Below are 25,874 nucleotides of genomic sequence, written 5' to 3'. Positions count from 1 at the left end.
CAGATCTTAATCGGCAGCTTCGGTATCTTTGTAGCAGTCGGCGTTGAAGTACATGCTGTGGTAGGTACTGCTTTTCTGCCAAGGCGCTTCGCTCTTTTCGCGCCGTACGGCTTTGTGCGCTGCCGATATGGCTGTGGAGAACCCAAAGAACTTGCTCTTTTCGTCAGCGGCTATACTTTCCAGCCACTGCATGGTTACGGCTACTTTATCCAGGTTCTCAAAGCGGAGCTTATACTTGCGGAGGTCTACTTTCACCCAACCTTTCTGCTGGTCTTTCACGTCAAAGATGATGTCTTCTTTCAGCAAGGTCTGGCCGGGCATGCCGTCTGCTACGCTGTACAGGTTCAACCTGAATTTTATACTTTTAAACTGGTTGTAGGAGACATAAAAGTTAAAGTCGTTTACAAAACATCCCTTTTTCAGTGCGATGATGTTTCCCATCTCCCTGCCCAGCTTGTCATCTATAGTTTCATAAGTAGTAAAGTATACCGAATGCGTAAGGTACTCCCGGTCGTTCTTTCCCAGTACCTTAGATTTTAGCTTCTGAGGCCTCACTGCCACTTCTTTCAGTGTTACAGCTTGCGGGGTTAGCTTTATCGTTACGCCTCCTTTCTGTAACTCCGAGACCGGCATTACATGCCTGTTGAATCCAACACTGGAGATGACTACACTGTCCGCATCATTTATACTTTCAGGAGTTACACTAAACCGGAATTCGCCCAGGGCATTGGCGACAGTACCCAGTTCCTTGCCCACAACGCCTATCGAAGTATAGGCAACCGGCTGCCCGGTATCCGAGTTGATCACTTTGCCTTGCAACTTTATACTTTGTGCAAACAGGTTGCTGCAGAAGGCGCAGCACAAAAGAATGAGGAAGATGCTTCTTTCCATGAGGTTAGGGTGACTTTATCAGACGACCCCAGAAAGAAGCTGCAGGTTGCTTCGTACTGAGTATTTGTGCACATACTCTGGTCTGCGCTGCATTCTGGCAGCCGAGGCGCAAGAGGAATTTATACTTGGGCAGATCTATACGTTACCAGCCACCTTGCTCCTGCCTCAGGAACTTCTCTAACTGATATCCCGGCAGCTGATCAAACCAATCCCTGATGAGGTTGTAGGAAATTGATACGCGTGGCGGCAGGATCAAAGTGCCGTTTTGCAGGCCTTCCACAATCTCGTCCCGTGTAAACCAGCGGGCATCTTCCAGTTCTGTATAATCTACCTGCAGGTGCCTGTTGCTGGCGGTGGCCATAAACCCTACCATAATAGAAGCCGGAAAAGGCCAGGGCTGCGAGGAATGGTACCTTATACTTTCCAAGGCTACGCCTGTTTCTTCCTGTGCTTCGCGGGCTACTGCCTGCTCCAGTGTCTCGCCGGGCTCCAGGAAACCGGCCACGGTTGCGTACCTGCCTTCCGGCCACGCAGCACCCCGCCCCAGCAGGCAGGCATCTCCTTCCGAGATCAGAACAATAACGGCTGTATCAGTGCGCGGAAAATGCGACTTGCCGCATCCTTCCTGCTTGCACTTCCGGACGTGCCCTGCTTCGGAGGATTGGGTGGGGTTGCCGCAGTCGGCACAGAACAGGTGGCGCAGGTTCCAGTGCACCATGGCACGGGCATACGCCAGCAGGGCACTTTGCTTGCGGGGCATTTGGAGGGCCACCGTTTTAAGGTCTGTAAACGTGTACGCCTGCCCGAGCTGCGTTTCTACCTGGTCCTGCATGCCATCGAGGCCCAACGCGAAATAAGCAACCTCGTCCTCTACGCCTAAGAACACCTGCAGGCCTGCTTGCTCCAGCAGATCGCCCAGTTCGTGCCGCTGTAACAAGGCTGCCTTCGGCTTTTCACCTGAAAGCACCAGGCTTTTGTTATCACACACTAATATAAAACGGGTAGTATCAGCTGACAACTTACCCTGGATGAAGGCTGCATTCGTACGGAGTTCGCTGTGTCGGTTCAGGATGTTGTCGCTAAAGAAGTTCATCGGTCTATTCTGACAGCGTTTATCTGTAGGGGAAAATCAACAAAGTATGTAAAAACGATTACACATGCTGATCGGCATGTAATTTATACTTTACTCACTGCTCTGGCCTGTCTCCGGCAAGCTAAGTTATTGCTTCAACAGCCACTCCATTGCCTCGGAGTTATCGGTAAAGTTTCTGAATGTTATCGAGGTGTTTGTAACATACCTGACTTCTTCTGCCACCTTGTTGGCCCGTTTCTCTTGCTCTTCCATGTTGCTGCCGACCCTGGCCAGGTACTTCAAACGGGTTTTCATCAGGTCCGAACTAAACTTCATGATAATATTCCTGTAGACGACGTCTTCTACCTCGATGATCGCTTTGCTGGAGTTAAGCAACAGCTTCTTGACATCGTAATTTGTAATACTTTCTACAATGATCTCCAGCGAACGCTCTACTTCGGTGGTCCCGAAGTTCCGGATATCTGGCAAGGCAACAGAAAGTATATCTGTGGCAGGCTCGTAGTCCAGCGTTATCAATCCGTTACTGAATATGATCATATCTAGCTAACTAAAAAGTAGTGGACAAAATTAGTTAAAAACCAACCCGAAGCTGTATGCGTGCTTCAGGTGCAGGCTGTATATCCATATTGCTCCAACTGGTCACAAGCGACATACTTTTGATTAGATGCATCCAGCAAACTGATCCGGGCGATTAGGAATGATGAATTCTCTATAGAACCGCTTACGCAAAACCATACTACAACTGCTGAATTTATCTTCTTTAACTACGGCAATCTCAATTATTGAAAAGCTAAAATCAGCAATAAAGCACTCGTCGTGCTGAGTAAGGTTATAATTATGCCTGCTCCCTCAACCAGGCTACGGCGTCGGCTTTGCTGGTAAAGTTTTGCAGTTGATATGATAGTGATTGAGCCTTTATATGGCGGATATTATTTTGTGCGGTCTTTTCAATAGTGGAGCTCGGCGACTGTACCCGTGCTACTTTCAGAACACGCGTTTTTGTTAAGGCACCAGCCAAAAATACAGCCACTTCCCTGCTTTCAGCTTCGCTTACGGCAATAAGCGTTTTAGTTGAGTCCAGAAGCAATCGTTTCACATCGTAGTTCTTGATAACCTCTATCATCTGCGTGATCGAATGTTTGATCTCGGGAAGAAGGAAATCGTGCAGATCGGGGTACTCCACCTCAAGAATATCTGTGGCCGGATTGTAATTTAATTTTAAAATGCTGTTCTCAAACAGTACCATTCGTGGCGTAATTAATATAGTTGTGCAGACGCATGTAGTAGTCTTCATACAACTATATAGGATGTATAAGTTCCTTTTTCGGAGTGCAAATTTAAGTATAATTCAGGAGATGGTTTTTACTTTTATACTCCTCTTTAATTTTGTACTTATCCAATACTTGCTTACAAGAATCATACTAGTCATATGTACAGTTCTAAAGAATACCTGGCACTAGGAGTTGCGTATTTCGAGTATAGTAATATCAGGGAGGAGACATAGAAAATAAGGCTCTGCTTTATTTTAGGTGCTAACTTTTTACTACTGATTTGAAATGCCTCTCCTATAAAGGCGGATCCAGATTATACTTTGTATACAGATACGAAAGCAGGTTGAAGCAGACTTGATTAGGCAACTACTTGATTAGGCAACTATGGAAGCATAAAGCCATAAACAAAAGCGCCTGTAAATCATGATTTACAGGCGCTTTTCAGATTTCAAGTGATCCCGTTTGGATATAAAACATATAAAAAAAGGCCTTTTTAATGCTTCTAGGTCACATTTTATCCAGGTGATGTACACGATGTTGAACATAGTTTAAAAATAACCTCTTAGTCTATTTGAACAGTCGAATATTGCGCGGTGTTTATATAGATGGAAATTATTATAAACTCAACTAAGTAGAAACCGATGAAAAAACCTGGACTAACCATTCACCTCAGGCCTAATAAGGATAAAACGAAGGCAAACGTTACAATACGTTATACTTACGCCCGAACTTCACACCCTTTCCCACTAGGCATAACCATCGACTTGAAGAAGTGGGATAAGAAGAGAAACCGGCTAGACTTCAAATACGCAGAGAGTACTGATATAAATAAAGTCATTAACGATGAATTCAGCGCACTCGAGTTATTGAGCAATAAATGTATTAAGCTGGGTATAGAGCCTACTGTAGAAGAAATAAAAGGACATTACGCACATCATATCTATTGGAAGAATAAGTTAAAACAGGACGCTGAGGTAAACCGGCCACTCTTCTTGGAACAGGCAAAAAAGCACAGATCCGAAATCGAACAGCTGGAGGCTCAAATAGAAATTCTAAAAAGGAGGGAGCGCAAAAACTTACGTCACGCAGGTGCATTACCAGAGCCATTAATTGAAGCAACGGCTGTTAAACCGATGATGCTGGATCTGCTTTATGAGTACATTGAGCTTAAAACGGGTATACCGCTTCAGATGAAAGCGAAGCATGGTTGTAACAAACTTTCCGGTACAGATAGACAGCTCAGATCGTGGGCCAATACGTTTGTCGGTTTTACACAATCCAAAGAGGCGAAGAAAGCAGGATTAACGTTTGATTTGCAGACATTGGATGAGAAGTTCTACAACACCTACGCTTCATATTTGATGAATCCAGAAGGTCATGACTATTTTAATAATACGTTTGGCAGACACATCAGCAAACTCAAAACGTTCTTGAACTGGGTAGAAGTTAATAAACTTGTGGCGGTTGACAGGAGATACAAGGGTTTTAAAGTAGTGGAAGAGGAAAAAGAAATCGTTTGTCTATCAAAAGAAGACATCGACCTACTATGGGAATACAAGCCGAAAAACCGGGTACACAACGATGCAAACAATTATCAGAAATACATCGATTTCACTGTATTTAGCTTTTTCACCGGCTTACGCATAAGTGATGTTAGGAAGGCAAAGGGGTTTCGTTTCGTTAACAATTACCTACTTGGAAGGACCCAAAAAACTAAAAATCAATTCAAGGTACCACTCAACGTAGACGACAGAGTTTTAGAAATACTATTAAAGTATAATTATGATATGAACTTGTTCTCAGAGGTTGAGTACAACCGGACCATCAAGATTATAATGGCAGAATTTTGCAATCATAATAATATTCACCAACACCCAATAACCATTACTAGGTACAAACTGAAGGAAGCTTTCGTTACTCAACATACGTTTGCGGAATTATATACAAGTCACTGTAACCGGCGAGGGTTCGTTTCCTATATGTATGATTTTGGTTTGGAACTTCGGGATATAAAAGAGATCATTGGTACAAAATCAGACAAGGAACTGATGAAGTACTTGAAGTTGAAGACGAATCACCTAACAAATAAAATAGAGAGGAAAAAAGCACTGCTATGCGTTGCCTAGTTTGATAAAAACGAAAGCCACTCACAGGTGGCTTTCGTTTTAACATGAGGTAGCAGGAGGTTACTTCTTCCGAAGTTTTAGCATAATTTTTGAAACAGCTGTTTCCAAATGATTTGCCTGGTCTACATAATTCACGATATCTGAGTTATCGTTAAATCTTGAGTATCCCCTTTGATATGACAAGGTATCGTTGTATAGATCCTGAGCAAAATCTAAAACTTCCTGTTTATCGCTTAACTTGGGTGAAACAGCTAACCTACGTTCTTTGTCTTCTAACTCATCTAACCTTTTGTGAAGTTGTAGTATACCATCTTCTGCTCTTTCCTTAGTATCCATGAAATTTTTGATATGTGATAAAGCTATATTACTTACTATCATATAAAAAGGATTCATCCAGCCAGTACCTTATCGCTAAACGTCTCAAAGCTCTCTGCCACTTCAAAACCTATGTCATCGCTGAGGGCTTTATAATGCTTCCGGCCGCACTCGATTTTGGCTTTCTCTGCTGGACGCAGGAACTCCCACGACAACGCACCTTTGGTTTCTACCACGAAGTATAACTTCTCTTGACCTTCGTTATCCCACAGTACCGCCCAATCTGGGTTATAGGTACCTAGTGGTGTGTCGATTTTGAACCAGGCTGGTAGCTTCGCATATACTTTCACGTTAGCGCTGTTTTCAAAGTGCTGTGCCATGTTGGCTTCAATGGCAGAATCGTAGATCACGTAGTCGTATGGTGATTTGGTACTTTCCACCATATCGGATCTAAGGTGACCGAATAGCTCTTCGTTCTCAAATAACTCCTGTGTATATACTTCCTGATCACCAAGCTTTTCATACTTGATACCGTCCACGATGAAGTGGCGCATCTGCGTCCGGATGATGTCGATCACCTCGTCGATAAAGCGCTGAGGGTTGTTCTTGAACATGTCTAACTTACCGCTCTTTATCAGGATGTCTACAATGGATTTGCGAGTTAGGTGCGTCTCGTTCTGCAGATAACTCACGATGTCCGGAAGCGGCTGTGACTGCTGCTCTATTAGGGATGCTGACTCATGTATCTCCTTAGCGCTTAGACCACCTTTAGATGCTTCCGTCAGTGCTTTCTTGAATATGAACTTGCCTTTACCAACCACCAGCTGGTTCTGCATGGCTTCCACACATTTTTGCACTAGCTTATCGGAGTCGAAGTCAACAGAAAACGTAGTTTTATACTTGATCCGGCTCCAAAGCTGTTCAAATTCCGGACTGAGCAAGACACCTTTGTTCACAGAGACCTTTTTACGGTCGTTAGCATTTTTAATATTCAGGTTTCCTGCAATCTTCTTCAGCTGTCGAATGATCTGTGGCTTTACGTGTTCGTACTCCTCCGGCACCTCTACCTTGTTCTCGCGCAGATCATGGCGTAGATCGTCCTGTACTTTACCTTTAAGGTCAACGTACCCCTTGCGCAGCAAATAGCCGTAGAACTTCTCTGAAGCCTCTTGTCCTAAATAAGTTGGTTGGTCATCCTCGTCAGTACCGGTAACGATGTTAGCAAAGGTATGGTCCTCCACTACACCAAAACGTATACCCTCCTCTTCGGCTATCTCCTTCTGTAGCGCGTCTACAAAGTCCTGGTAAGACTCATTTGCCATAACCGTCAGTGTATTCACCTCAAAGCCCCGGACACGCTCTCCATCTTGGTTAACCGCCAGACGAAGGCCACGGCCGATCTCCTGGCGCTTCTTCATCTCAGAGCTAGTTTCGTTCAACGTACAGATCTGAAACACGTTTGGATTATCCCAGCCTTCTTTTAGTGCTGAGTGGGAGAAGATGAAACGCAGCTTCGTATCAAAACTCAGGAGACGCTCCTTATCCCGCATGATGAGGCTATAAGTATCATCGTCAGCAGAAGTATCACCTTTCGTATCTTTTGCCTTCCCTTTATTATCAACGGAAAAATATCCGTCGTGTACGGCAGCAGCTAGCTCATCTTTATCTTTTATTTCACCGAACAACGAGTGATACTTAGTGCTGCTGATCAGCTTCTTATACTCCTCTTCGAACATGACGGCATACTTCCCCTTCTGCGGGTTTCCGTCAGCGTCGTAGGTGCGGTAGTTAGTTACTTTATCAATGAAGAATAAGCTAAGCACCTTGATACCTCTAGGGTTAAGCCGTATCTCCTTCTCCAGGTGCTCCTCAATAGTCTTCCGGATTTGCTGGCGTTTGTACACATCTTCATCTACTGTCCCAATAGCCTTACCTAAACGCACTTCGTGTTGCTGACTAGTAAAATCGATGTACTCGTTGCCAGGTGCACAGTATATGTCTTTCAGGATGTAGCCTTCATACACATCACGCTTGGTTAGCTCCATCAGGTCGGTGTTTTGCTTCACCACCTTCGTTACACGTTTGACTTTACCTCCCTGGTTAATGTCTATCTCTACTGTGGCTGTAGTTGGGGACTTTTTGCTGTCTACCTTCAGGAGCTTAATATAAGCTTGGTTGTGGAAGTTTTGTACCTCCAGCGAGGCTACCTCTATCTGCTTCACTAGCTTGCGCTCGTAAGCATCTACAGAGTCTAGACGGTACATAAGGTTGTGCTTCTCGCGGTGTGTAGCTGAGTAACGCAGTGTGCACAGTGGGTTTAAGCTACGGATAGCCTCTTTCGACTTGGGCGTAGCGTCCACGCTCTGTGGCTCATCGATTATAACAATAGGACTTGTCTCCCGAATAAAGTCAATGGGCCTGTAACCGCTCAACTTATCGTTTGTACGATGGATGATGTTGGCTTTGGTTTCCTTGTCTGGGTCAGTAAAGCTCTTTCGGAAAGCATCGATGTTGATGACCATGACCTGAACATAGTCGTTAGTAGCAAAACTGCGCACCTGCTCTAGCTTCTGTGAGTCGTAAGTGAAGAAGTCGTAGTTGATATTATCGTACAGTCCCTTAAAATGCTCTTTCGTAATCTGTAGCGACTTGTTTGTACCTTCTTTGATAGCAATGGAAGGCACTACGATGATAAACTTAGTAAATCCGTAGGCCTTGTTCAGCTCAAAAATGGTGCGCAGGTAGACGTACGTTTTTCCCGTGCCGGTTTCCATCTCCACTGAAAAGTGCAGGTCCTTTTTGTCCAGCTTCTTTGTTTGTTTCTGCCCAAATCGAGTTTGAATACCCTGAACGTTCCTTAGCAATTCATCCTCCAGCAACGTTAGCTTATTTCCTACTCCTAGATCAGATTGGTACAAGTTTGCTTGACCAGTGGCCTGTGGGGTAATGCTGAAGTTAGTGCGACAAGTCTCCTGGCCCTCGAATATGCCGGTGATAGCTGCAATAGCTTCCTGCTGGTAGTCCAGCTTATCCTCAAATTTAATTTTCATACTTCACAATGGCTAAGGTTGATCCTTGGTTTAGATGCTCTTCACGTCTTCTATGCCGTAGCGTTTAAGCACCTGCATAGCGTTAGTCTTTGCCACATCATTCTTAAATCCATTGTCGCGTAGTACCACACGGCACACCTCCGGCGACAGGTCGTCCTTCAACTCACCCATACCAGCAATTGTATCTGAGTTAAGGTTTGGAGACAGGCAGACTAGAAGTATACCACTACCAATGCTGAATACTGTATTGCCGGCTATTTTATACTCCTCAATTGGTAGTGTTAGATCTAAGCCGTACTTGAGCAGCACCTCGAAAAGTATATCTGACTCGCTGCGGTCTTCTTTGATATTGTTAATACTGTCGTATAAACTCTTCTGAATTTCTACTGTAGAGGGATCCCAATCTTTTATATTGGAGCTATCAAGTTTAAATACTTTGAATCCAATATCAACACGTTTAGCTCTCTCTTGATCTTCTTCTTTGATCTTTTCGATAACACGACGAATACGTTCTTTACCAATTTCAGCTATCGTATGAAAACCACTTTTATAAGCTTCTGAGTTTTCAGATGTTGGTTCCGGTATTTGCACTAAAACATAATTAAGTGTCTTATCATATCTTAATACTGCCTCTGCAGTAGAGGCTGAGCCACTAAAAAAGTCAAGTATAATATCTCCTTCATTAACATTAGCAATGACCATTGCTCTCTCTATGAGTTGTGGAGGCTTAGGAGTTTCAAAAATTGAAACATTTCCAAAATATTCTTTTATAAGTTTTTTACCGGTTTGTGTATCTCCGACATCTTTTCGTTCCCATATAGTCTGCGGAGTAATTCCTTGTTTTACTTCCGATAAAAATCTTTTAAGTGAGGGTTGGCCATTTCCATCAGGGCCAAACCATATCCTATTATCTGATATGAGTTCTTCAACTTTTTCTTTTGGTCTGCCCCAACTGTTACCTTTTGGAGGAAAAAAGCTCTTACCGGTTTTGGGACTAACTATTGGATAGTAATCATTAGGTCTAAACTCCTGCCTAGTCAGATCGCTTGATTTCCATGCTCCTCTCGGATCATTATCTGGGTTTTTGTATCTCTCGTTCGCTTCATCAGTTCTTGGAAGTAAACCTATATTAAATGCTTCTTTTGTTTTAGCATAAGCAATGATATGCTCATGGCTATCCGAAAAATACTTAGCATCGTTTTGTGGGCTATACTTCTTCTGCCAAATCACGTTTGCTACAAAATTTTCTTCTCCATATATCTCATCAGCTATTTTCCTTAAGTTACCAACTTCAGTATCATCAATCGAAATAAAGATCACTCCATCCTCTCGCAGCAAATTTCGGGACAACTTGAGTCGAGGGTACATCATGTTGAGCCAGTTAGAGTGGTAGCGTCCGCTGGTTTCTGAGTTTGTCCCAAAATCCTTTCCCTGTTGCGTCAGTTCCAGATAGTTTTTGAGGTTGTCCGAATAATTGTCTTTATAAACAAAATCCTTACCGGTATTGTATGGAGGATCGATATAGATCATCTTTACGCGACTGTGATAGCTCTTCTGCAGTAGCTTGAGCACCTCCAAATTATCTCCCTCTAGGTACAAGTTTTTTGTATTCTCCCAATTCACACTCTCATCTGGACATGGGCGTAGTGTACCAGTGGATGTTTTGTGTGCCTCGCGTATCGCTTGTGCCTTGCCATGCCAAGTAAAATGATAACGTTCGTTCTCCTTCTCTACATAGTTTCCTAAAACTGAGCGCAACTCATCAAAATCTATTTTCCCCTCAACAAAGACTCTTGGGAATAATTGCTTAAGCTTATTAATGTTGTCGGCCACTATGTTCTGGCTCTGGGCCAGTTCATGATCTTTGGTAATGGTGTCCATAGTATATATATGGTATGTCGTTAGTGATGTATGTTGATAATATAGGGCAGCTTTACTGTAGGGCCTTCTGCTGCTGATCCCGCTCATCCTCCAGCTTCTTCAGCCGTATGTGCAGCGTAACCTTTTCCCCAAAAGCCGTGCTAGACTTTATTTCTTTCTTTAACCGTGTTATCTCCTCGGTCAGCTTCCTTAGCGCTGCCAGCCTCTCCACGTCCCTGCGGGTGCTGTCAGCTCCTTTTACAGTGTAGGCTCCGGTTAGCTGTGCTGCCTCCAGGTTGTGAATGCGGATTGTTATACTTTGGTAAAACGCTCGCAGATCTTGCTGTGGAAGAAGTTCTATTGCCAAGCTGCTTAAAAATGCAAGAGTAATACTGTCATCAACTAACAGTGGCAACCAGGGTGCAAAGGTAACGTTTTCAATGGTGCGTTTACCCGTATCGTTCTGATTTATGCGCTTGTTGGCAGTACATACACATAGTTTATTATCAACCACGATCCAAAGCACCAGCGGGTACGGCATTGCTTTCTGCAACAGTTCTGCCACCTTCTTATACTTAGCCTCCTGCTTCAGCTCTAGCAGGATGTAGTGCACCTCGTTGTAACTGTAAAGCTCATCGGTATAGGCAGGTATGGCGGCATTATTTGGCTTGAATGCTGCTATCCATCTAACCTCCTGCGCCTCGTCCTGTAATAACTTTTTATCGGCTATACAGAGTTCAGCTCCTGTTATGATGCTTGTCTTCGGTATACGTTGATCAACCAGGCAAGCAGCTGGTATGTTGAGTATACTCAGGAAATCCATGGCTATACCTGTTCTTGTGGATTCTTGATTACCAGGAACGATACTACTTCGAAATCCGCTATGGATTGTATCTGTTCTTTAAAAGTGGCCGTGCCTTCTGGGCTAAACAGGCTCATCACACCTTTCTCTAAGCTCTTACCTTTTATGTGTTGTACTGCGTCCTCCAGAAGCTTCTGATAGTGGCTCATGTCGTTCCCCTGTCTGGTATCTTTCTTAAACCCTTGGAGAAGCTCAGGCAGTACTTCTTTCCGGCCACCACATACTTTCTGATAGATATCCAATATCTTTTTACTTTGGGTAAAGCCATTTACGATTGCACCAGTATCGCTCACGTATGCTATGTAGTAAGGTGCCAGTGCATTTTGAGTATGCTTTGAAATGGCTGCTTCCTTCAGGTGTTTTAGACAGAAGATAACGCCAGGTTGTATGTCCGGCTCAGCGAAAGCAACAACGGCATGAACACCTGTAGGAGTACGTTCCAGATCCCCTTTGTGTGTCTTGAGGTACTCCATCAACTCCATTTTAAAGTCGTTCAGTGTCAGGTCTGTGATAGATATACCGCCATGCATCTCTTCCAGATCCACCACACTATCCTGAAGCTGCTCCAGCTGCTTACGACGGTAGTCCAGATCATTCATCTGATCCTTCTCTGTCTGCTCAATTACGTTCTCTTCACCAGTTGCTGAAATGTCTAGTAACACCATTTTGCCGCTTACACGCGCTTCCAAATTGATGTATTCATCCAAATCCATGTTAGGCCAGAAGTTTACCAACTGTATGACGTTGTTCTTAGAACCAAGTCGGTCAATCCGGCCAAAACGCTGGATGATTCGCACTGGATTCCAATGAATATCAAAATTTACAAGGTAATCGCAGTCTTGTAGATTTTGTCCCTCAGATATACAGTCAGTAGCTATGAGTATGTCAATTTCACCTTTAGCATATGGGTATTGGTGGTTGCGCTCCTTGGATACCGGCGAAAAATTTGTCAGTATCTCATTAAGGTCGCTTCGTACTCCCTGATGATTTGTTCTGTTTTGACCGGCACCGGTAACAAGGGCACTAGACACACCTAGCTCTGTTTTTGCCCAAGCCGCTATCTTGTCGTATAGGTAGTTGGCTGTATCGGCAAAGGCCGTGAAAATGATAATTTTCTTGTTACCAGGATTGATTGGGTGCTCAACCTTCTTTCTGATCAGATTCTTTAAATCCAGGAGCTTCTTGTCTCGTTCCGAATCAACCTGGAGGGTTGCATCGAGCAATTGCTGGAGTCTATTCCGATCCTCCAGCAGATCATCCTTCCAGCGTACGTCATCGATATCCTGCAGGAGCACCCGGGTCTTGCTGCCAATAAGGAAGTCCTCCAGTAGCGGGTCTTCGAAGTCTACAGATTCAATAGATAAGGTTTCGTCGTAGTACTCTGACTTATTCTGTATTTTCTCAAGCAACTGATCTATCTTCTTAAGTAAGTGTTGTAGTGTAATGCCAAATGAGTTGATGGAGCTTTCCATACGCTTGAGCATGTTCACACGCATCAGATGGATCAAGCTCTCTTCCCGGTCCTTCTGCCTGAAATGCCTTCCGGATGCAACCACCATGTCATACCTGGCGCTGTACTCTTCTTCTTTATCCGGTCTTATGTACTTCAGTGGTGCATAAGCACTGAGGTTCAGCCGTCTGATCTCCATGTTCACGTGGTGCAACGATGGATACTGATTTAGCCGATCAATATCTGATTTGATGTTGTCTGGTTTGTTACGTTTGGGAAACTCGCCAATATCACTGATGTTGTAGTACTTCTCGATGTGCTTACGAGAACGTGCAATGGTAACCAGATCTAAAAGCTTAAAGTAACGTGAATCTAACGTCTCCAGTAGGCTTTCTACCGTCTTATCCATCTCTTCATCACTGAGCCACTTATTAAACTGGGCTTGAGCGCGTCTCATCACCTCATGGATACTATCGATGCCGTTCGCTTCAAAAGCAGTATCATCGCCTTCCGTGATGAATGCAACCTGGTTCTTCAAGTCATTCATACGGTTGTTTACTGGTGTAGCCGACAACATGAGCACCTTCGTTCTCACACCAGCCTTTATGATTTGGTTCATCAACCGAGTATACCTGGTCTGGTGATCCCGGTGTGCATTGTTGTTCCGAAAATTGTGGGACTCGTCGATAACTACCAAGTCATAATTACCCCAGTTGATGGTTTTCAGATTGATCTCACCGGATAAACCTTCTTCTCTGGAGAGGTCGGTGTGATTCAGCACATCGTAGTTAAAACGATCTTCTACCAGTGGGTTGCGTCTGTCGTTTAGCGTATAAACTGTCCAGTTCTCCCGCAGCTTCTTTGGGCAAAGCACTAGTACCCGGTCATTTCGTAATTCGTAGTACTTGATAACTGCCAGTGCTTCGAACGTTTTCCCTAAGCCGACTGAATCAGCAATGATACAGCCGTTGTAACGTTCAATCTTATCAATAGCACCTAGAACACCATCTTTTTGAAACTTGTAGAGCTTGTTCCAAACCAACGTTTCCTTGAAGCCGGTCTTCGACTTTACAATTCTCTCTTCGTCCAGCTCCTCCAGATAATCTTTGAAGAGATTGTAGAGCGTAAAGTAGTACAGGAACTGTGGTGTTTGGTCTTTATATGCGTACTCCAGTTGCTTCAATACATCCTGTTTGATATCATCCACGAAAGCTGGATTCCCCCACTGCTCGTTGAAGAACTGTAGCATGTCCATAGTTTCACTCTCCCTGGTAACTACGTTGTAGAAGAATCGCGTATTACTTGGAGCAAAGCCGAGGCCTGTGGCGGTAAAGTCAGCTCTGGAAGTATTGATAGCGACGGGTCCGGGTATTACGTTGTGTACATGGAGGAGCTTTGTACCAATGTAGTTGGTGTGTTTCGCACTTCTTATTTTTGCCTTCGTGCTTATCCACTCAGCACACTCCTTAGCTACTCTCTGGAGATTGAGTTTAGTTTTGAATACGTTCTCCGAATAGTCTCCTAAAAGCTGCACCGGAGAAATAGTGTGAGGATTAACCGGCCCTGAAGCGAAAATTGGGTTGTCAAACAAAAACCGTATCTCTTCTACTGTTTCCAGTTCCTTCTGTAGCTGCTGAAAGGCATAAATGGTGAAGTAGGAAGAGATGACAGAGAGTTTAGATCCTTTCGTTATGCTCTCCTTCAAAGTAAGACCGATACGGTTATGCTGTTTATGCTCGGTAGATGTACTTTCCATGATGTGATGTTATAACTCTAGTCTTGAAAGTACATAAAAAATATAAAATATTATAATATATGATTATTATTAGCTAATTTTTGCTAACAAAATTTTGGCCCTGCCACGTGAAAATCTGGGGGTGGGTATTCTATTCATTTTCTGAAATTAAAACTCAAAAACTGGTCCTGCATCACGTCTGCGGCCACCTAAGACATTGTGAAAGGGGGGAGTGGTGGTGGTTATAGGGATACCGGGTGGGTGTAAGGTCAAAAACTTCATCAAAAATGGTACAAAAAGGCACATAAAGTACTATTATTGTTGGTATTAGTGCGATTAAAGCTCATTAAGGTACGCTATGAAAACTCTTATCTGGAGCTCCTGTGTCAAGTACAATTATGTCTAATCGGCTTCGTTACAATGATTCGAACAGCCAACAAATCAATTAAGAAAGAGTTCATCGAATGCTAGACACACAAGCCCTCACTATCGATCCATTTATCGAACTTGGCTTTGTAAAAGTGCAGTCTTGGTTGTGGACGAATAAGAAGTATAACCTGGTAATAGAGCGCTACGGAGACTTCTCCGGCACTATCTTCCGTGGGATCAAACCTTACTACCTTTCGTATATGAATAACGCTGCTACTCTCGTTAATGGCCAGGAGATTATTGCCGGCAGTAAAGAGGAAGTAGCGAAGGTAGCTAGAGACATCATTGAGGCGCATGGTAAGAAGTAGCTACCTGCTGGTGTACCTATCACGCGATAACGTTGATAAGGAAACACCCGCAGGTCTTAAGCTTATACTTCTGACATCAATAATTTATCTATCAGGTTCCTGATAACGCTGCTATAACTACTCTCCTTTTTCTCGCATATCTCCTTGAACTGGGTGTACATGATCTCATCCACTCGCACTCTGATCGTCTTCGTTTTGACCTTACTTTTTACTTTTTCTCTCTGTACTCTCCAAGTGTCTTTGATTGGAGGGTATACATGAATAGGTTTCCTAGTTACCTGAGCAACGACGGTGTTATCCTCTTTTGTCTCAAAGAGCTTGCCTACTACCGTCTCCATCCTCTCTAGCACCTCGCCATTTATTATGCCATCGTAGTCATCGATACAGATATTCACTAAAGCCTTATATTTCTCCCTGTTCAGCGCCTGATTCATATCGTGATCATCGCTGATATGATGACCGGCTATGGGGACAATGGCGTTGCACTCCTGGCTTATGTAGTGCCTTAAGTACACCAAATCTTCCATTCTTCCCTCTCTCAGATAATTAGTTAGCAGCTTTTTAAACGTAATGGTAAAACTTCTTCTGATCTTGACTTCCTCCTTTACAGGAATGGGTATCCTTTTCGTTATCGAAGTACCTGTTAGTTTGGTCAAATCAATAAGATCTATGCGTTCACTGTATTTCTTGTTACCATGGTGATCATGATACATAGAGGAGATTACATAATAACTCAGATCATTCCCAACAGCGTCAGCGAAGAGTTGTTCAAGCACAACAGGATTGGTAAAATCTTCTTCAGTGAGCTGATACCGGTGAAGGAATTTGTTTCTTAATCTTGCCTCTACCCGGTCGATCTGTTGCTTAGTATTCATACCGATCACTTTGTATAAGTCATCAATATGAGGCTTATCAGTTTCCTTACCTGGTCTTAACTTAATGTAAACCAAAAGAAGTTTACTAGATGTGCTACTCCCTACTCTATACCCTCTCTCAGTAGGAACAGCTGTCGTTCTCGTTACTTTTTTATACTTATGGTTTTCTGCTCCTATATCTTTGTCTGTAGAGTTATCTATCAGGTGCTTAATCAAAGGATATTTACCATGGCTGTCATAGGCAATCTCAACATAGTTGAAGCTCCTGAACTCTAAGTCAAGTGCTTGCTTTACGTTATCGTAGTACTGCAACCAATTCTCTGTGTAGAGCAAACGATTATCCAATCGGAAGTTAATTAGTCTAGTATCAATACCTCGGCCATAGGGTGTTATACCCATTTCTCCCACCAGTACGTCGTTGCAGTAAACTTTCAGGGAGTAACTAAAACCAGGTAAGCCATTTCGGTTTAAGGCCAGAATGATGGAGTCTGTGATTTTATACTTCCCCTCAATTCTCGTTGAATAAGTTCTTGCTAGGTAGTCTTTGCTATAAGTTATGTTTTTGTTACACGGTACTAAGTTCACCTGTAACCGGTCAAGCACGATGACCGAAGTTCTGTTAATTGATTCGTTGTAGATTTCGTCCTTATAAGTAAGGGCCGGGGCTACGGTAATTCTAGTTTGCAACTAAACATGGTACTAGGGGTGGGTCGTTGGAGATCCTCTATTAGTAGTTCTTCACCGCCCGAAGTAATGTTCCTTCTCCGTATAAGAATCCGGGTAAAGGAGGATGACGATAGCTGCACTCGCAGCATTGGTTGGCCATCCATTTCCACAAATATGCTTTTATCAATTTTGAAACGTATGGCTGATTACTATTGAAAGATAACTTTATTTAAGGTATAAGGGCCAATCACCTGGTATAGACTGATCAAATGGACTACTACAAATTTAATTGCTACGCAAGCAGCCAAAGAGCCGAACTTGTATGGGAGCATGGACGGTTTCTTGCTATTCGTTCGTACATGGGCTGCAGCGTAGCGCTCTATCATATGCCAAGCTTTTTAGCCGAAGTATGGTACTCACCGGAGGATAATCAGATAGTGTTGGTCCATGGCTTCGTTGACCGGAAGCTGTTAGAACCATACTTGGATGATCTTGATCTGGAGGAGTTAATGCGTTAAACGAAACATTAACATGATTTCTTGATACACCAAATAACTATTGTTTAGTATAAGGTGTGTTCAGAAAAAGGTCTGCAGAAAAACCAGCATATACCACACGTTATCGCACACTTTTAGGAGCTAAAATTGTATTCACTTAAACATTAATTTATTTGAATATATTAACCTATCTTTATACTAACATTAGAACATCAGACAATGGACAAAGCAGCTTTACTAGTTAGGGTTTCAACAGCAGAACAAAGTACAGACAGGCAGATAACAGAACTGACAGAGTATGCCGGTGCAAGAGGCTATACTATTGTAGAGGTTATTAGCGAAACAGTGTCAGGTGCAAAAAAGAATGCGGAACGTAAAGGCATACAACGCTTGCTGCTGTTAGCCCAAAGCAAAAAGATAAACAAGGTGCTGATACATGAGGTTAGCCGGTTAGGACGTAACACACCTGAAGCATTGGCAACCTTGGAAACCTTGCATGATCACAAAGTATCAGTAGTGGTTAAGAACTACCAGATTGAAACGTTGAATGCTGATGGTTCGGTAAACTCAATGGGGTTATTCCTCACAACCATACTACTCGATATTGGCAGAATGGAACGTGCTACCCTTATTGAAAGGGTGAAATCAGGACTTACAGAAGCGAAACGCAAAGGTAAGGTATTGGGAAGACCAGCCGGTAGCAAAAAGGATATTTGCAAGCAACACCCTAAGGTAATGAAGTACCTCAAAGCTGGTCAGTCTATTAGGGAAACAGCAAAACTGGCTGGCGTAGGAGTAAGCACAGTGCAGAGGGTAAAGAAGCAATTATAGAATGAACATTTAATATTCCATCGGTTTTACCAACTCTTCTATCAACTCCTCAGGGATTTCCAAATTAGCTTTAAGGAAATCGCCTTTTGTAATACTTGAGATCATAGGCTGCACTTTACGTAACTCAATCACTGCATCCGGATTAATATCAAGAAGTTGGCTCACCAAAGTATAAGGGTAATAATATTTAGTTGGGGCAATGGATATTTCCGCATAGTCTTCATCACCGGTATCTCTGTCTGTAACCTTTTTCGAAAACAAAGTTGCTAAACCTTCTTCTAGATTGTTTGTAGTCGACATACCATTGGGAGACAGTAGGTGAATTACTTCGTGTGATAATTGAAAAATCCCTTGTCTCAAATTGGAGGCAGTAGAATGCGTAAGTTGAATTACAACATACTTATTTTGAGGATACCATGTTCTTGGGCCTCCCTCTGCAACTAGTTCTATTCCGGCATATATATAGTTAGTCATTCTAGGTCCATACAAACTTTCAGCCTCAGCTAAGTACTTAGTAGCGTAGGTCGTTAGTGTATATGTATATCCTCCAGACATTCGTTGAGCTATAAAATTTACCATAAATTATAGAGACGAGCTATTCCTTTTCGTATTTGATTAACTTTTTGTACCTTCTACTTTCTAAAGGTGCAAGTACAACAGAAGTAAGTATTTAGAGAATCCATGTACAACAAATGTTGTACATAAAAGCAAAAACCCTCTCCACAATACTGTAAAGAGGGTTTCCATTGTTTAAATCGTGATCCCGTTTGGATTCGAACCAAAGACCTACTGCTTAGAAGGCAGTTGCTCTATCCAGCTGAGCTACGAGACCAGCGTTTGTCAGGAGAGCAGATGCTCTACCCTTAAACAAAAAATTTCGGAATTGCTTCCGAAATTTTTTTAGTCGGGGTGGCAGGATTCGAACCTACGACCTCCACATCCCAAATGTGGCGCGATACCGGGCTACGCTACACCCCGAACTGATTTACCTTCAACTCCGGAAGCGACTGTGTCGCTGTTATTGTTGAACGCGGTGCAAAAGTAAGCGAAGATTTTAAACTGTCAAAACTTATTTAAAATATTTTTTCGCTTGCGGAGAAGGGGGGATTCGAACCCCCGGTACCGTTTCCAGTACGGCAGTTTAGCAAACTGCTGGTTTAAGCCACTCACCCACCTCTCCGGGTCTCTCCCTGCTGAAGAGATTGCAAACATACAACATTCCCTCAGACCAAGCAACACCTTGCAATAAATTTTATGCCCTCAAACTACCCTCAAATCTCTTTTTATACTTCCACTTAAACATAAGTATTTGATAATATACGAATTGCTATTGAGCAACCTCCCGAAAAAAAATTAAGCAAATAGAAAAAAAATCTGCCACCCTTCTTTTTACTGCCTCTTTACCCACTATAAACCTCACTGAAAGCAATACAGGTACTTTTGCTGCCGAGTTATGGCAGCCTTTAGTATATTTGTCGATGGCAGGGTAACTAACGTATAAAATGGCCCCTGTTACTAAAGCACATGACCTGGTACCAGACAATTACTTTACTCGAAATACTGTTCGGCACCCTCTTTTTGGGGTTGTACATCGGGTATTTGCTGCGGGTGCGCCGGGTAGCCAATTTTTTCGGACAGCGGCCGCATGCCGTCTGGTTCAAGTTCGTGTTGCGCCATCTGTACGTAGGCCTGCTGCTTGTTGCTATGCTGGGCCCTTCTTTTGGGGCAATGAAAAAGGAGATCAAAACAATTGGTAAAGACCTTTACATCGCTGTGGATCTTTCCGGGTCGATGGAGGCCACCGATGTACAGCCTTCCCGACTGGAAAAAGCCAAACAAGAGATACAGCGCCTGATCAGCCGCTTCAACTCCGACCGGATCGGCCTGATCGTTTTCTCTTCAGAAGCTTTTATTCAGAGCCCCCTCACCTACGATCAGAATGCCCTGCACCTTTACACCCAAACACTCCGCACAGGGCTTGTACCCAACACCGGCACCAACTATAGCCCTTTGCTGCAGCTGGTATCAGAGAAATTCGGGCAGCCGGCCAATCGGAATGCTGAGGAGCAGAAAGCACGCGTGCTTGTACTTATAAGTGATGGCGAGGATTTCGGGGTAGACATGACCAAGCTCACGGATCAACTGCGTGAACAGAATATCCGTGTTTTTACGCTCGGCATTGGCACAACAGACGGCAGCAACATTCCTACAGCGCAGGGCTTCAAAAAAGATGGGCAGGGCAAAACAGTTGTCACCCGCTTAAACCCGGAAAAACTGGTGCAGCTGGCGGAGCAAACCGATGGGCAATACTTTGAAGTAAACGACCGGGTAAGCGAAGTCAGCCGCCTGATCAGCGCCATCAATAACATCGAAGGAGAACTGCGCGAAAGCAAAACCATAGACGTAACCGCTAACAAGTATATTTACCCGCTGGCGTTGGCGCTGTTTCTGATCGTGCTGGATGTGCTCATCACCATTAAGCTTATCAGGATATGAAACCGCTGTTCTTCGTCATATTTCTGATCAGCCTGGTTACCGGTGGCCTTCAAACGATCACCAAAATAAACGAGTATGCCAAAGAGGCCGCTCAGGCATACGGTCAGGAAGATTACACCACGGCCATGCATGCCTACGAATACCTCCTCAATGACCTGGATGTAGAAGACGACCAACTGCGATTAAACCTGGCCCATACTTACTTCCGTGCAGGCTTACTGCAAAAGGCACAGCAGCAATACGCCGCCTTAACCGATCATCCTTCCAGCCGCATGCGTGCCATGGCGCTGCTGCAAATGGGCAACATTGCAGCAGAAGGCAAAAAGTATAAGCAGGCATTGGCTCTGTTCCGGAACGCACTCGTGGCAGAGCCAGGCAACGAAACTGCCCGCTACAATTACGAGCTGCTGAAAAAGTACCTCGACCAGCACCCGGAGCTAGACAAAGAGCCGGAAGACGAGCAAGCAATGGATGAGATGGGCCAGCAGGAAGAAAACAATGACCAGCCTCCTCCTGCAGAAGAAGACCTGGAGCCGCAACCTAAAAAGAAGCCAGACAACAACGGCGACCGGGAGGAAGAAATAGAGAAACCTGAGCAAGCTGATAGCGGTGAGCTGGAAAACAAAGGCGGCGATAACAAAGACGGAAGCACACCGGGCAAACAAAACAAGGAGGGGCAAAAAGATCAGGAGCAGCAATCTGGCAAAGAACAGGGCGACCAGGAAGGACTGAATACCAACAATAACTTTGATCCGGGTCAGCAACAGCGGACTGGCAGCGCGGAAGAGGCAGGCGACCAGGACAAACGTGCTCAGACCCGAGGCAGCCGCCTGAAAGAAGTAAAAATAAGCCAGGAAAAGGCTAACATGCTGCTCGATGCCATGCGCAATGCCGAGTTGCAATACATTCAGCAGCTTCCTAAAAAAGCAAAGTACAAACCTGATCCCTCAAAGCCGGATTGGTAAAAGAGTTTGAAGTATAACAATGATTGTTGTTTAACTTAGCTTAGCCTATCTCTTAATAGCTATCGTTTATACTCGGCGCCGGCAAGCCTTTGTCTGTCCCTCAGTCTTATAAGCCTATACTTTCATAGTTAACTTTGGGGCGCTCAAGGCCGCGGGGCCTCGTCCTCGGGCATCGCGCTGTGTGCCTGAAGCTGCTCCTCGCTCCGCTGCGGGCTGCCACTGGCGTGGCACCGCAACATGCACAAGGCGCTCAACCCAAGGACTGGAAACAACACTGCTTCGTAAGCTCCTATGCAACTGAAACTCCTTGTAGGGACAGGTCGCGACCTGTCCGTGTTATATCAGCAGCAGCAATGAAACGCATACATGAGCTATAGCAGTAGCAGAAACTACCCTCTTGAGAGGGGTGCAGGGGTGTGTCTATACTTGGACGATGAAACTAATACTTTCATGTATAGCAACAGCCAGTAAAGCTCCCCTCCTTAGACTAGCGAGAACGCGAGTTCGAAGCTAGCGAGCGTAGCTCTGAGGGGCAAGGGGTGGTTGGACCACAGCAACTATGAAATCTATACTTGCAAAAGCTAAAGGCCAACTCCCCTCTTGTGATAGGGCTAGAGGTGGGTTTATAATTTAGTGTTCCTCTACCTCACCTCTCCACTTCCAAAACATTTTACTATATCTAAAGTATAAACCACTTGTTTATTATAAACCGATTGGTTTATTTTGCGTTATTACCTAAACCATGGAAGCTACAAGCAGCAAAGCAGAACGGACCCGCCACCTGATCGTGGAAAAATCAGCGCACCTTTTTAATTTGAAAGGGTATGCCGGTACGTCTATGCAGGATATTATGGCTGCCACAGGACTTACCAAAGGCGGGATCTACGGCCATTTCGAGAGCAAAGAGGAAATTGCGCTGGCTGCCTTCGAACATGCTGCCGGTGTGGTAACGCAACTCCTTGCAGAAAAGATAGCCGCAAAAATCACTGCTACAGCTAAGCTGCAGGCGCTCCTCTCCTTTTACAAAACTTATCTGATAGCTCCTCCTGTGCAGGGTGGCTGCCCGGTGCTGAATACTTCGGTAGAAGCCGATGACACCAACCCATTGTTGCGTGCCAGTGTGGTGCGGGTGCTCAACAGGTTGCATAAGTCCGTTGCCAATATAGTAAAGCTAGGCATTACACAAGGTGAGTTCAAGGCTTCTGCCGATGCCGAGCGCTTCTCCATACTTTTCGTGAGCATGGTAGAAGGCGGCGTGATGGTTTCCAAGGCGTATGGCGACCCGAAGTACCTGGCTACAGTATTGCAGCAGTTGGAACTGATGATTGATCAGGAACTTAAATTCTAATTTTTTTATCTATAAATAAACCAATCGGTCTTTTTATACTTCAAAAGCTATGGCAAAAACTACATTATCTAAAATCCTGGAAAGTACGGCGCTGGTTCGCTTCGAAGATTGCGATCCTTTTGGTCACCTGAACAACGGCCGCTACATTGATTACTATCTCAATGCCCGCGAAGACCAGCTGCGCGACAACTATAAGCTCGACATTTACGCCCACAGCAAGACCTCCGGAAAGGCCTGGGTGGTAGCTGCAAACCAAATCGCCTACCTGCGCGAGGTAAAGTTTATGGAAACCGTTACAATACGCACCTCCCTGCGCTGGTTCAGTGGCTCAGACCTGTGGATGGAAGGCCAGATGCTGGACCTGGAAACCGGCGCCATTAAATCCGTTATCTGGACCCGCTTTACGTACATCGACATCCGCAAAGGGCAGAAGGCAGAGCATGGAGACGACCTGTTGCAGCTGTTCCGGGAAGTAGTGGTTGAAGGCGAAGGCAAGCCCACCGCTTACTTCGAAGAGCGTGTGAAAGAGTTGCGCAGTTTAGCTACAGTCGGCTGATTTGTACTTTGCTCTACATTACCTTTGCAAGTATAAACGTTGACCTAACATTTTCATGAAAAATGAACTGAAGAAAGTGCTGGAGGTACTGGCACTGGCCGAAAAACTGAAGTTTGAGCTTCGCCACAGCTGGCTGTCGAATGGCAGGCAGGAAAGCGTTGCCGAGCATACCTGGCGCATGTCGCTGATGGCAGTGCTGCTGGAGCCTTACCTGGATCAGAAACTCGACATGGCCCGCACGCTTAAAATGATCATCGTGCACGACCTGGTGGAGGCTGAAGCAGGTGATATTCCGGCCTTTAATGTACTGGATGCCAGTGCCAAAGAGCTGAAGCAGGCCAAAGAGCAACAGGCCATCGAAAACCTGCGCCAGCAGCTAGGGCCTGAAATTGGCCAGCACATCTACGAGCTATGGTATGAGTTTGAAGATAAAGCAACCTACGAGGCCAAAGTAGCCAATGCACTGGACAAGCTGGAAGTTCAAATCCAGCACAACCACGCCGACCTTTCCACCTGGATCGAGATCGAGCACGAGTTCGTTTTCCTGATGGGCAAGCACACCGGCTTCGATTCCTGCCTGGAGCAGTTCCGGGAACTGATCGAAGAAATGGCAGTGCTGAAATTGGAGACAGCCGGCATCTGCACCTCTTCTTTAAGAGAGCGCATCGCGAAAAAAGCAGCTACAGGGAGCGCAAGTTAATATCAGCTTACAAGTATAAAGGCTCAGTTTCAGGAGCCTTTATACTTTCTGCTTGCAGCGTATTACAACACCACATTTGGTGTATGCGACACCTCCAGCACAAAGCCATTGGGATCGCGAAAATCTACGGTATAATACCCTTCAGTATATTCCATCTCCTGCGGGCCACGGATAATGGTGGCATTTATACTTAGCAGCCACTCCCCTACCGTATCAACCACCTCACGGCTGGTAGCATGAAAGCAGATGTGTCGCACGCCAAGGCTATCGTGCAACTCAACCGGCATCTCTTTGAAGTAGATCTCCTGGTGACCACAACTATAGGATGTTTCGTTGAGCGCGTACCACCCGATCAGTGGAAACAATGCTTTGTAGAAGGCAACCGATTGCTCCAGGTCTTTAACCCAGAACTCGAGGTGGTTAATGCCGGGTCCGTACTTGTAACTCATTGCTTTGTGCAGGTATGATGTTGTGGGGCAAGTATAAACTATTTTGTCCCATGGCACAAATCCTGAGAAAGCGATAAGTCTCCCGCTCCGTAGCATTGAGGTTGGCAGGTAAGGCAGCTTTACGTATACTTGCTTTCTCTGAAGCAAAAAGTATATGGAGCCAATAACAGAACATTACCGGCGCCTAGAGCGCTTATACCACGTAGCAAAGATCCAGGAATTTTACAGCGATAGTACGATTGAGGTAAGCCATGAGCGGACAGAGATCACCTTACCGGTAGCACCGAAGTTCTTTCACGGGGCACAGGCCATACATGGGTCGGTATACTTTAAGTTACTTGATGATGCTGCCTATTTTGCAGTAGCATCGCTGGTAAGAGATGTATTTATTGTCACCTCCTCGTTTCAACTGAACCTGGTGCGCCCTGTATCAAGCGGCACTTTACACGCCATTGGTACGGTACGCTCCAAATCCAGGAACCTGTACGTAGCCGAGGCCCGACTGCTAAATGAAAAAGGAAAGGAAGTAGCATTTGGTACCGGCCAATTCATGCGGACAACGCAGCTACTGGAGAACCTGAACGGGTATGCTTGATCTTAGATCAGGTAAGTACTAAGTATGGCAGGGGTAAAAAACAAAGCTTGCCTGTAGGATACAAGCAAGCTTTGTTTTGCCGAATGGCTTTATATTTTGAGATAAGAAATCAACTAAATTGATCAGGCAACCATCGCCTCTTTGTACGCCGGCTGCTTTACAACGGTATTTGCCTCTTCCGGTAAGCTATAGCAAAGCTCTTTGAACAACCTCCGGGCTTTTACACACAGGGTAAATCTTTTGAAGTTATTTTTAAAGGTTGCAAATTGTGTTCCTTCCACAATTCCATTGAGCCCTTTTTCGCGCAGAGCAGCAATCAACACATCTTCTTCAATATTGAAAGTACTTGTAACAAGACCTTCTTTAATGAAAGAACACTCTACTTCCTTACCTAAGTCTTTGACAACTAGGGTTGTGCTATTAAGCAATCCTTCGTGCAGTCTATTCAAATCTATCATAAGTACTAAATTGTTAACTTTACTACACCTGCACCTTCAAAAAAGTTC

Annotated in this window: 22 protein-coding genes and 3 tRNA genes; 9 read left to right on the top strand and 16 right to left on the bottom strand. The window is 44.5% G+C overall.

The genetic code is table 11. From position 1 onward, the window contains the following. Positions 1–6: 6 nt before the first annotated feature. The 4 genes from MJ611_RS12940 to MJ611_RS12925 all read right to left on the bottom strand — a co-directional run bounded on the left by MJ611_RS12940 (position 7) and on the right by MJ611_RS12925 (position 3,278). The gene (locus MJ611_RS12940; RefSeq protein WP_250430235.1) at positions 7–891 is read right to left on the bottom strand and encodes a carboxypeptidase-like regulatory domain-containing protein; all 885 of its coding nucleotides are present in this window, start codon (positions 889–891) and stop codon (positions 7–9) included. Between the two features lie 142 nt (positions 892–1,033). Beyond that, positions 1,034–1,984, bottom strand: coding sequence for an NAD(+) diphosphatase (gene nudC, locus MJ611_RS12935; RefSeq protein ID WP_250430234.1), 951 nt, complete (start codon positions 1,982–1,984; stop codon positions 1,034–1,036). A gap of 126 nt (positions 1,985–2,110) precedes the next feature. Then, positions 2,111–2,521: a hypothetical protein gene (locus MJ611_RS12930; RefSeq protein WP_250430233.1), complete on the bottom strand. Its 411-nt coding sequence runs from the start codon at positions 2,519–2,521 to the stop codon at positions 2,111–2,113. Between the two features lie 298 nt (positions 2,522–2,819). Further along, the gene (locus tag MJ611_RS12925; protein ID WP_250430232.1) at positions 2,820–3,278 is read right to left on the bottom strand and encodes a hypothetical protein; all 459 of its coding nucleotides are present in this window, start codon (positions 3,276–3,278) and stop codon (positions 2,820–2,822) included. Positions 3,279–3,896: 618 nt separating this feature from the next. Between MJ611_RS12925 and MJ611_RS12920 the strand changes: the two genes are divergently transcribed. After that, positions 3,897–5,381 (top strand): site-specific integrase, encoded by a 1,485-nt coding sequence (locus MJ611_RS12920; RefSeq protein ID WP_250430231.1) that lies wholly within the window; start codon positions 3,897–3,899, stop codon positions 5,379–5,381. A 60-nt stretch (positions 5,382–5,441) separates the two neighbouring features. Here MJ611_RS12920 and MJ611_RS12915 read toward each other — a convergent pair whose 3' ends face one another. The 5 genes from MJ611_RS12915 to MJ611_RS12895 are packed head-to-tail and all read right to left on the bottom strand — an operon-like array spanning position 5,442 to position 14,674. Next, a complete protein-coding gene (locus tag MJ611_RS12915) occupies positions 5,442–5,717 on the bottom strand; it encodes a hypothetical protein (protein ID WP_250430230.1) in 276 nt (91 codons plus the stop codon). Between the two features lie 53 nt (positions 5,718–5,770). Further along, on the bottom strand, positions 5,771–8,746 hold the full coding sequence (locus MJ611_RS12910) for a type III restriction-modification system endonuclease (RefSeq protein WP_250430229.1): 2,976 nt from the start codon (positions 8,744–8,746) through the stop codon (positions 5,771–5,773). A gap of 30 nt (positions 8,747–8,776) precedes the next feature. Next, positions 8,777–10,627 (bottom strand): site-specific DNA-methyltransferase, encoded by a 1,851-nt coding sequence (locus MJ611_RS12905; RefSeq protein WP_250430228.1) that lies wholly within the window; start codon positions 10,625–10,627, stop codon positions 8,777–8,779. Between the two features lie 52 nt (positions 10,628–10,679). Next, the gene (locus MJ611_RS12900; protein ID WP_250430227.1) at positions 10,680–11,429 is read right to left on the bottom strand and encodes a DUF4391 domain-containing protein; all 750 of its coding nucleotides are present in this window, start codon (positions 11,427–11,429) and stop codon (positions 10,680–10,682) included. Between the two features lie 2 nt (positions 11,430–11,431). After that, positions 11,432–14,674 carry a helicase-related protein gene (locus tag MJ611_RS12895; RefSeq protein ID WP_250430226.1) on the bottom strand — a complete coding sequence of 1,081 codons (3,243 nt, stop codon included), beginning with the start codon at positions 14,672–14,674 and terminating at the stop codon, positions 11,432–11,434. 443 nt (positions 14,675–15,117) lie between these two features. Here MJ611_RS12895 and MJ611_RS12890 point away from each other — a divergent pair, with 443 nt between their 5' ends. Beyond that, the gene (locus MJ611_RS12890; RefSeq protein WP_250430225.1) at positions 15,118–15,390 is read left to right on the top strand and encodes a hypothetical protein; all 273 of its coding nucleotides are present in this window, start codon (positions 15,118–15,120) and stop codon (positions 15,388–15,390) included. Between the two features lie 62 nt (positions 15,391–15,452). Here the strand turns inward: MJ611_RS12890 and MJ611_RS12885 are convergent, their stop codons facing one another. Continuing rightward, positions 15,453–16,952, bottom strand: coding sequence for a hypothetical protein (locus MJ611_RS12885; protein ID WP_250430224.1), 1,500 nt, complete (start codon positions 16,950–16,952; stop codon positions 15,453–15,455). A 695-nt stretch (positions 16,953–17,647) separates the two neighbouring features. Between MJ611_RS12885 and MJ611_RS12880 the strand changes: the two genes are divergently transcribed. Beyond that, positions 17,648–18,259, top strand: a complete 612-nt coding sequence (locus MJ611_RS12880; protein ID WP_250430223.1) for a recombinase family protein — start codon at positions 17,648–17,650, stop codon at positions 18,257–18,259. A 9-nt stretch (positions 18,260–18,268) separates the two neighbouring features. On the opposite strand, the gene MJ611_RS12875 is transcribed toward MJ611_RS12880, so the two are convergent. The 4 genes from MJ611_RS12875 to MJ611_RS12860 form a co-directional block, all read right to left on the bottom strand. Further along, positions 18,269–18,838 carry a hypothetical protein gene (locus tag MJ611_RS12875; RefSeq protein ID WP_250430222.1) on the bottom strand — a complete coding sequence of 190 codons (570 nt, stop codon included), beginning with the start codon at positions 18,836–18,838 and terminating at the stop codon, positions 18,269–18,271. A 179-nt stretch (positions 18,839–19,017) separates the two neighbouring features. Continuing rightward, positions 19,018–19,091, bottom strand: a tRNA-Arg gene (locus MJ611_RS12870). Between the two features lie 72 nt (positions 19,092–19,163). Further along, positions 19,164–19,237: transfer RNA gene (locus MJ611_RS12865), tRNA-Pro, on the bottom strand. Positions 19,238–19,352: 115 nt separating this feature from the next. Further along, positions 19,353–19,439 (bottom strand) — tRNA-Ser (locus MJ611_RS12860). 344 nt (positions 19,440–19,783) lie between these two features. Between MJ611_RS12860 and MJ611_RS12855 the strand changes: the two genes are divergently transcribed. The 5 genes from MJ611_RS12855 (at position 19,784) to MJ611_RS12835 (ending at position 24,324) form a co-directional block, all read left to right on the top strand. Further along, complete coding sequence (locus MJ611_RS12855) at positions 19,784–20,755, top strand: VWA domain-containing protein (protein ID WP_250430221.1); 972 nt, start codon at positions 19,784–19,786, stop codon at positions 20,753–20,755. Further along, positions 20,752–21,720 (top strand): aerotolerance protein, encoded by a 969-nt coding sequence (locus tag MJ611_RS12850; RefSeq protein ID WP_250430220.1) that lies wholly within the window; start codon positions 20,752–20,754, stop codon positions 21,718–21,720. Before MJ611_RS12855 ends, MJ611_RS12850 begins: the two co-directional genes overlap by 4 nt. A gap of 742 nt (positions 21,721–22,462) precedes the next feature. After that, the gene (locus MJ611_RS12845; protein WP_250430219.1) at positions 22,463–23,068 is read left to right on the top strand and encodes a TetR/AcrR family transcriptional regulator; all 606 of its coding nucleotides are present in this window, start codon (positions 22,463–22,465) and stop codon (positions 23,066–23,068) included. 49 nt (positions 23,069–23,117) lie between these two features. After that, on the top strand, positions 23,118–23,624 hold the full coding sequence (locus tag MJ611_RS12840; protein ID WP_250430218.1) for an acyl-CoA thioesterase: 507 nt from the start codon (positions 23,118–23,120) through the stop codon (positions 23,622–23,624). Positions 23,625–23,679: 55 nt separating this feature from the next. Next, positions 23,680–24,324, top strand: a complete 645-nt coding sequence (locus MJ611_RS12835; protein ID WP_250430217.1) for an HD domain-containing protein — start codon at positions 23,680–23,682, stop codon at positions 24,322–24,324. 62 nt (positions 24,325–24,386) lie between these two features. Here MJ611_RS12835 and MJ611_RS12830 read toward each other — a convergent pair whose 3' ends face one another. After that, on the bottom strand, positions 24,387–24,773 hold the full coding sequence (locus MJ611_RS12830) for a VOC family protein (protein WP_250430216.1): 387 nt from the start codon (positions 24,771–24,773) through the stop codon (positions 24,387–24,389). A 154-nt stretch (positions 24,774–24,927) separates the two neighbouring features. Here MJ611_RS12830 and MJ611_RS12825 point away from each other — a divergent pair, with 154 nt between their 5' ends. Further along, on the top strand, positions 24,928–25,368 hold the full coding sequence (locus MJ611_RS12825; protein WP_250430215.1) for a PaaI family thioesterase: 441 nt from the start codon (positions 24,928–24,930) through the stop codon (positions 25,366–25,368). 122 nt (positions 25,369–25,490) lie between these two features. Here the strand turns inward: MJ611_RS12825 and MJ611_RS12820 are convergent, their stop codons facing one another. Continuing rightward, a complete protein-coding gene (locus MJ611_RS12820; protein ID WP_250430214.1) occupies positions 25,491–25,826 on the bottom strand; it encodes a hypothetical protein in 336 nt (111 codons plus the stop codon). Positions 25,827–25,874 lie beyond the last annotated feature (48 nt).

Source organism: Pontibacter ruber (assembly GCF_023630205.1).
Classification (GTDB): domain Bacteria; phylum Bacteroidota; class Bacteroidia; order Cytophagales; family Hymenobacteraceae; genus Pontibacter; species Pontibacter ruber.
Note: the sequence above shows the minus strand (reverse complement) of the source record. Positions and strands in the feature narration are given on the sequence as shown.